General features: G+C 60.9%; 8 protein-coding genes. 1 reads left to right on the top strand and 7 read right to left on the bottom strand.

Annotation, left to right across the window (positions count from 1 at the left end):
• The 7 genes from O6929_14285 to O6929_14255 all read right to left on the bottom strand — a co-directional run.
• On the bottom strand, positions 1-454 hold a 454-nt coding region (locus O6929_14285), incomplete at its 3' end, for a tripartite tricarboxylate transporter permease (protein ID MCZ6481549.1).
• Between the two features lie 298 nt (positions 455-752).
• Complete coding sequence (locus tag O6929_14280; protein ID MCZ6481548.1) at positions 753-1,238, bottom strand: tripartite tricarboxylate transporter TctB family protein; 486 nt, start codon at positions 1,236-1,238, stop codon at positions 753-755.
• Positions 1,239-1,241: 3 nt separating this feature from the next.
• Positions 1,242-2,255 (bottom strand): tripartite tricarboxylate transporter substrate binding protein, encoded by a 1,014-nt coding sequence (locus O6929_14275; GenBank protein MCZ6481547.1) that lies wholly within the window; start codon positions 2,253-2,255, stop codon positions 1,242-1,244.
• A 373-nt stretch (positions 2,256-2,628) separates the two neighbouring features.
• Positions 2,629-3,690, bottom strand: coding sequence for a thiamine pyrophosphate-dependent enzyme (locus O6929_14270; GenBank protein ID MCZ6481546.1), 1,062 nt, complete (start codon positions 3,688-3,690; stop codon positions 2,629-2,631).
• A gap of 5 nt (positions 3,691-3,695) precedes the next feature.
• Positions 3,696-4,919, bottom strand: coding sequence for a pyruvate ferredoxin oxidoreductase (locus O6929_14265; protein MCZ6481545.1), 1,224 nt, complete (start codon positions 4,917-4,919; stop codon positions 3,696-3,698).
• Entirely contained in the window at positions 4,916-6,073 is a 1,158-nt protein-coding gene (locus tag O6929_14260; GenBank protein ID MCZ6481544.1) for a (4Fe-4S)-binding protein, read from the bottom strand. Before O6929_14260 ends, O6929_14265 begins: the two co-directional genes overlap by 4 nt.
• Positions 6,070-6,789, bottom strand: coding sequence for a FadR/GntR family transcriptional regulator (locus O6929_14255; protein ID MCZ6481543.1), 720 nt, complete (start codon positions 6,787-6,789; stop codon positions 6,070-6,072). Before O6929_14255 ends, O6929_14260 begins: the two co-directional genes overlap by 4 nt.
• Positions 6,790-6,964: 175 nt before the next feature.
• Between O6929_14255 and O6929_14250 the strand changes: the two genes are divergently transcribed.
• On the top strand, positions 6,965-7,242 hold a 278-nt coding region (locus O6929_14250; protein MCZ6481542.1), incomplete at its 3' end, for a hypothetical protein.

Genomic DNA, 7,242 nt, shown 5'->3' with positions numbered 1-7,242 from the left:
GCATGAGGGTGAAAGTCTCCGCTGGGCCGAATCTCAGGGCAAATTCGGCGAGTGGCGGTGCAAAGAGCGTAAAGAGGATGATCGAGACGGTGCCACCGATGAAGGAACTGACCGCGGCACCCACGAGCGCCTGGGCTGCGCGTCCCTTCTTGGCCATGGGGTACCCGTCAAAGGTGGTCGCGACGGCGGTGGAGGCGCCCGGGATGTTCAGGGTAATAGAGCTGATGGCGCCTCCATACATGGCGCCGTAATAGATGGCGGACAGAAAGATAATCCCTGCGGTCGGGGGGACGGCAAAGGTGATCGGGAGGAGGATCGCCACGCCGTTGACGGAGCCGAGACCCGGCATGGCGCCGATCGCGGTACCCAGGACGACGCCGAGGATCGCCATGGCCAGGTTCAGGGGGGTGATCGCTATACTGAACCCGTACAGGAGATTGCCAAAGACCTCCATGCCCCCTCCCACGAAAAAGGGGCGGCGTTGGCCCGCCCCTCTCTGTTGGCCCTGCCCGTTTCCGCTACTGGGCGCTCTTCTCCTGTCTCCTAGTGCCGTTCCAACGATTTGTACCAACTTTCTCGCTGTACTCGTTCACCACGCTTGCAACAAGGCAGGCCGCTCACATTCGGCCCCTCGATCCCTCGATCTTCCTCGGGACGGTGAGGCTCTCGAACCGTCTTCCTCGGGGTGGTGAGCGGTTCGGCTGAGCTCACCGTCGAAGCCCTGTCGAACCACTTTTCAAGTTGGGACGGCACTAGTAGAAGATGTAGAACAGTTCGTCGAGGTAGCCCTTTGGAAGTGGAATGAGCAAGAACTTCTCGAAGAGCAAGAAGATCCCCACGGGGACCGCCACGGCCACCAGGAGCGAGATCCGCCATGGGTGCTTGCCGATGCATCGCGTGTAGAACAGGAGGAAGATGATGGCCGCCAGATAGGTGCTGATCACGTCGACCAGGGCGACCATAACCAGGCCAGGGATGGCGATTAAGAGAACCTGTCGGAGACCCCCTTCTACGAAGAACCGCTTGGCGGCTCGGTGGGGTGCAGAGCCCCTCACGAACTCCTGCACCCCGACCACAACCGCTACGGTGCCCATGATGATCGAGAGCCAGAAGGGGAAAAAGCCGCCTCCGGGACCTTCGCCGTGCACCCATCCGATTGGCAGCTCCTGCGCGTACCAGGCAAAGACAACCGCTAACGCGGCCAATCCGAAGGCACACGCGACATCGGCCCGGCGCATCGGCTAGATCTCTCCCATCGCCTTGAGGAGCTTCTTGTGCTTGGCCTCTTCTTTGGCAAAGAACTTCCCTAGGTCGTCGCCGGTGAGAAAGCCCAGCTTACCTGTGCAGTGGAGGGCTTTTTTGTTGCAATAGGTCTGCCATTCCTCGGAGTTGGAGAGCTTCGTAAACAGGTCAACGTAAAATTGGCGTGCCTCGGCCGGGATGCCACCGGGCGCATTGATGCTCCGCTGCATGTAGTACACCATGTCTCCCTTCCCGAGTTCGCGGAAGGTGGGCACGTTCGGAAACTGCGACAGCCGCTCTGGGGTGAAGGCTGCCAGCGGGCGAGAGCGCCCGGCCTCGAGCCAGGAGATCTGCTCGGACGGATTGTTGACCGTGGAATCGACGTGCCCCCCGATCAGCTCACTCGCCACCTTTCCGCCGCCTTTATACGGGACGTAGGTGACCTTGATCCCGTAAGCATCCTGGAGCAGGCCGGTGACCAACGAATCCTCTTGCCCCTTGCCGGTCCCGCCCATCTTCCACATGCCGCCCTTGTCCTTGACAGCCTTGACGTACTCGTCTACGTTTTTGATCGGCGACTTCGAGTTGACCCACAGGATGAAGGTGTCCATCGCCATCCGGGCGATTGGGGTAAAGTCCCGGTAGCTGAGCCCTAGCTTGGCGCGGAGCGGAGTGGTGAAGAAGCTGTTCAAGGTGACCAGGATGACGTGGGAGTCGCCATGATGGTCCTTGAGGAAGCGGAGCGCCTCGGCCCCGGCACCGCCGGGTTTGTTGACCGGGATCAGGGGTTGCGGCGACCAGCCATGCTGTTGCACGATTTTCTGCATCAGCCGGGCGATTCGGTCAGCACCTCCGCCTTTGCCGGCCATGATGACGAAGGTGATCGGCTTCTTGGGCTGCCAGGCCGCCTCGGCATCGGTGTCCGTGAGCGGACCAGTTCCTGGACCTAGGAGAATCAGAAGGAACCCCAGGACCGTGACAAAGATCCACTTGCTTATTCCCAGTCTACGCATGGTGCCCCCTCCTTTTGAAAAGATTGCCAAACACAGGGCCTTCATGGGCCCGATGGCGCGACAGCAAGCACGTGACCATGGCGGCTTTGTGGTCGACCAAACCCGCCCGCGCCTTTCTTCCCTTCGAATGCCGCCCTTCTCAGGGGGCCTGATGCTAGTATTACAACCCAGGTTTGTCAAGATATCTCAGGGCAGATCACGCCATTTTACCGAGAACATGTCTGGCATGGAATCAGGTGGTTTCCAGGGGTTAGGCCCGGGTTCAGGGGTTCTTGGCTGGGTGACCGGTTTTGTGGATTGAAGGAGGGCTGGACAAAAAAAAGTGGGGCCACGCCTTCAGGACGTGGCCCCGCCGGGGTGTTCCTTACGTAGCTTACTGCTTGGCTTCTGCCGCGGCCACCTCTTGCTCGGCCCGGGTGAGCTGCTTGCGGATATCGTCACCCATCTCGATACAGACCGCCCCCGGGATGAGCCACCGGTCCCACATCAAGTCGATCTTCTTCTGAAAGTAGTCGATGTCCTCGTCGGTGAAGTGGGCGAACCGTCCCTGCCTCAGCAGATACTCCCGGACGGGCTTGCGCTTCCGCCCCTGGGCGATCGATTTGGACTTGCCGTAGAATTTCAAAACCCCGTCCTCGATCTCGAAGAGGGGCCAGACCCCGGTCTCGACGGCCAGCTCGCCAAGGTCATGGGACTGTATCGGGTCGTAGTCCCAGCCCTTGGGGCAGGGGTCTAGGGAGTGGATGAAGGTCGGCCCGCCGATTGTGAGGGCCTTCCGGATCCGGTTCATCATCTCCAAGGCATACGAGGCATCCACCGTGGCGACGTACCGACACTCGGGGTGCCCGGCTGCCAGCATCCCGGCCATGTTCTTTTTCCACCGCTTGTGCAGGATCCGCCGGGCCTTCCCGGGAGGGGAGAAGGTGGTGTTGGCTCCGTACGGCGTCATGCTCGAGAGCTGGATATCGGTGTTGGCGTACGACTCGTTGTCGTACATCAGGATCAGAAAGTTATACTCAGGGTAAGTCAAGGCTGCCGAGATCGAGCTCAGCCCCATGTCGGCCCCGCCGCCGTCGCCGCAAAAGGCGATGACATTGATCGGTTCCTGCTTGATCCGGTTTTTGCGCATGAGCGCCTTGAGTCCGGCGGCCGTTCCGACGGCGGCCGAACCGGACGACCCGAGCTGGGTGTGCATCCAGGGGACCACCCAGGAGGTGGAGTAGTACGTGGTGTTGGCCACATACATGCACCCGGTCGAGCCCAGGATGACGGTCCGGGGGCCGGCCGCCTTGGCCATGAGCTTCATCACCAGGGCCGACTCACACCCCTGACAGGTCCTATGCCCCGAGGTGAAGTACTCCTCGACGGGGAGCTTCTTGACCCCCTTGAAGGCTTCAAGGTTCTGAGTCGGCAGGACGGTCAACTCTGTTGCCATGGTTGTTACCCCCTTACCCCAATCCAATAGTTGGGTTGCTCGACTTTGCCAGTCTTGGCCACCTTGAGCAGGATCTCGCTCATCTCGGTCACGCTATCCAGGGTGACCTCGCGGCCGCCGAGGCCGCAGACGAAACTGATGACATGGGGCCGCTTCGGAAGGTCGTAGAGGGCGGACCGCACCTCGTTATAGAGCACCGCCCCGTGGTTGGGCGAGCCAAAGGAGTAATCGCGATCGATCACGCCCACTGCCTTGGCCCGGCTGAGTGTCTCCTGGACTTCCGGCGTCGGGAACGGCCGTAGCCACCGCAGGCGCACAAAGCCAACCTTGTGCCCCTGCTCCCGGAGCTTTCGGACGCCCACCTTTACCGGGAGCGAAAGGGTCCCTTGGCCGAAGAGGATCACGTCGGCGTCTTCAGCCATGTACGATTCGACAAACGGGTTGCCCCCTTGCCGGCCGAAGATTTTATGGAAGTCTCGGTACGCCTCCTGGATCACCCCGCGAGCGCGGCGCATCGCTTCATCATTCTGCTTGCGAATCTCCATCACCCAGTCCTCATTGACCTGCGGGGCGATGGTGATCGGGTTATCGGGGTGCAGCATCTTGTCCCCGCGATCGTACTTGGGCAGGAACTGGTCCACCTTCTCTTTGTTGGGGACCTTGACGAGGACCTCCGAGTGGGTGAGAAACGCCCCGTCTGCTCCGATCGCACAGGGGAGAAAGATCCGGCGGTCTTCCGCCACCCGATAGGCGATCAGTGCGGTGTCGAGGGCCTCTTGAGCGGTATCTACCCAGGTGAGCATCCACCCGAGATCCCGGACGCATAAGGCATCATTGTGCTCGCAGCCGAAGGCGCCGGGGTCGTCCAGTGCCCGGTTCCCCACCAGGGCCACCATCGGGAGCCGCAGCGCTGGGGTGACTGCGATGGCCTCCATCGCGTACATCCATCCGACCCCGCTCGACCCGCAAAAGACCCGGGCGCCCACTGCAGAGGCATGCTTGACGATCTCGAACTGGTCGTGCTCACTGGCGGCCACGATGTACTCCGCGTCCATCTCGCCGTTCGAGATCAATTTCGCGACGGCCTGCATGACGGTGTCGTACGGGCGGATCGGATAGGCGGTGACCACGTCAATGTCCGACAGGCGCAGGGCCTGGGCGATGGCCGCGCATCCGCTGATGAGCATCTCCTGGTCGGCCGCGGGCGCCGCTTTGGTCGATACACTCATTTCGTCACCTCACGGATGATCTCTTGGACCTCCTCTTCATACTTCCCTCGAAGTTGGAAGCCGTGGGTGCGGTCCGTGGTCGCCTTATCCTCGATCTTCCCCTTGAGCCACGATTTGTAGGTGTCCTTGTCCTTCTCATACATCTCGAACTGGCTGGCGTTATCACCGAAGGCCGACTCGTTGACCATGGTGATACAGTTCTCCACCGGGCAGACCGCCTCACACACCCCACAACCGCAACAGGCCTCCATGTTGGCGTCGTAATGGCCGGTCGGGGTGACGTCAAAGCAAGAGTCGGGGCACTGCAGCCAGCAGAGGGTGCACTTGGTGCAGATCTCGAAATCCACGACTGGTCGCATGGTGCGGGTGGCAAACTTTTTGAAGGTGGGATTGCGGCCCGGGCGGTATCCTCCTTCCCAGCCCTCGACGTCCTGCTGGACCGGGATACCCGGAATGACCAGCCCTTCCTTCATCTCCCACCACTTGGGGAGTTGGAACTCGTAGGGTCTTTCCGGATTGCCCTCGTCGGGTCGTACTTTCCGGGCCTCGACCCGCTCGTAGGCCTTGCGGGCGGAGGTGACCTTTAGCTCGTCGTTCCACTCGTCCCGGATGGCCGCCTCGACCGATTCAAGCTTGACGACGTGGGGGGCGAGCCGGGCGATGGCGCCCAGGACCCGGACGTCCGTGTGGTCGTCTTTATAGACCCAGAGGCCGGAAAAGCTGGCAATCCCCTTCAACACTGCCAGGCTCCATTCCGTGTCCTTGCGGTGGCAGTCCTCGAGTAGCTCCTCGGGAGACTGCATGGAGGTCGTCAGCACCACACCGCCCGACCGGGTCAGTTTGTTGATCGGCTGCAGCCCGTACCAGGCCCAGGATTCGACGCCTTTGCAGAGCGTATCATCGACGGCGACCGTGACATCATTATCGGTGGGCTCGTAGCGGGAAAGGTATGTCTGTAGATCTTCCTCGTTGTCCGCCACGACGGCAAAGCTCTTGGCCGGGATACCGTTTCGTTCCGGCGAATCCCCGTATCGCCCAAAGGAGATTCCGACCCTGCCCTCCTTCACGGCGGCCAGGACGATCCCGCGGGTGATCCGCTGTCCCAGGGTCTTTTGGAAGATCCCGCGGTATACGACTTCAATCGAGCCTGTCATGCGCTGTCCTCCTCCTTGGAAAGGGAATCATAAGGCGATTTCAGGACGTTGTGCTCTATGGTCTCGAGGTGGTTCAGCATAGCCTCCCGGGCTTTGGCCGGGTCTTTGCTCTGGATGGCGCGTAAGATCTCCTGGTGACCGGCGAGAGAACGGGCGGGTCGACCCTCTGTTTGCAAGGACCGCTCCCGTGTTTCGTGCAGACGATCGATGATCGCGTCATTAAGCCGCAACAACACCTCGTTCTTGGCCGCGTCAGCCAGTGTGGAGTGAAAGCGGGTATCGGCCTCTACGCCTGTCTCCCCCTCGGTGACCTGTTGCGCCTGTTCGTTCAAGATCGCCTCGAGTCCGCCGACCTCTTCAGCCGTGGCCCGCTCGGCCGCCAGGGCAGCGATGGCCGGCTCCAGGATTTTTCTGGCCTCAAAGACCTGGAGGAGGGGGTTGCTTTGATGCTGGATCGTGAAGGCGATGGAGGCGAGGAGCGTCTCGACGCTCGAGGCAATATAGGTTCCCTCACCCTGTCTGGTCTGGATCCACCCCATGGATTCGAGAGACCGGATCGCCTCCCGAACCGAGGCCCGGCTCACCTGGAACCTCTCCGAAAGTTCTCGCTCTGAGGGCAGCTGGTCCCCGGGCTTGACCTTTCCCTCGGCGATCAACTCCTTCAGCTGGGTGACAATATCCTCGTAAACCCTTGTTTTTTTAATGACTCTCAGCATCGGTGGTGTTCATCCTTGGAGAGAGGTGGAGAGGTCTGATGGTCTGTTGGTCAGACCATATATTTTCCTCGCCCCCTTGTCAAGAAAATTCTTTTCCCCGGCCAGGCTCTGCTATACTAGGAGGTGGCCCCAGCGAAGTGCACCCACTACAACCATATACGCCCAGGATGCGGAAATGAAGAAAGGCATCATCCGCAGGCGGGGTAGTCCGCAAAAGATCGGCGAGTGGCGGGCTGACCTCAATTCCCTCGTGGTAGAGACCGAGGATCCTGACCTTCGAAAAGCAGCCGATGAAATCCTGAAGACCCCCCAGTCCATTCCCGTCCACGCCCCGGAGTTGCATGCGGGCCTGAGCTATTCCGAACAAGTCGTCGAGCCACCCGCGAAGCTCAGATACCTGGCCCTCTTCGCCCTCGAGATGGAGGAGCGGGGGTTCGAGGTCGAGCCGGAAGA

This window comes from Candidatus Methylomirabilota bacterium (assembly GCA_027293415.1).
Lineage (GTDB): Bacteria > Methylomirabilota > Methylomirabilia > Methylomirabilales > CSP1-5 > CSP1-5.
Note: the sequence above shows the minus strand (reverse complement) of the source record. Positions and strands in the feature narration are given on the sequence as shown.

Bases quoted from the DNA above. Each gene is read 5' to 3' on its own strand.
- O6929_14280 (MCZ6481548.1), bottom strand. From the start codon at position 1,238: ATGCGCCGGGCCGATGTCGCGTGTGCCTTCGGATTGGCCGCGTTAGCG.
- O6929_14275 (MCZ6481547.1), bottom strand. From the start codon at position 2,255: ATGCGTAGACTGGGAATAAGCAAGTGGATCTTTGTCACGGTCCTGGGG.
- O6929_14270 (MCZ6481546.1), bottom strand. From the start codon at position 3,690: ATGGCAACAGAGTTGACCGTCCTGCCGACTCAGAACCTTGAAGCCTTC.
- O6929_14265 (MCZ6481545.1), bottom strand. From the start codon at position 4,919: ATGAGTGTATCGACCAAAGCGGCGCCCGCGGCCGACCAGGAGATGCTC.
- O6929_14260 (MCZ6481544.1), bottom strand. From the start codon at position 6,073: ATGACAGGCTCGATTGAAGTCGTATACCGCGGGATCTTCCAAAAGACC.
- O6929_14255 (MCZ6481543.1), bottom strand. From the start codon at position 6,789: ATGCTGAGAGTCATTAAAAAAACAAGGGTTTACGAGGATATTGTCACC.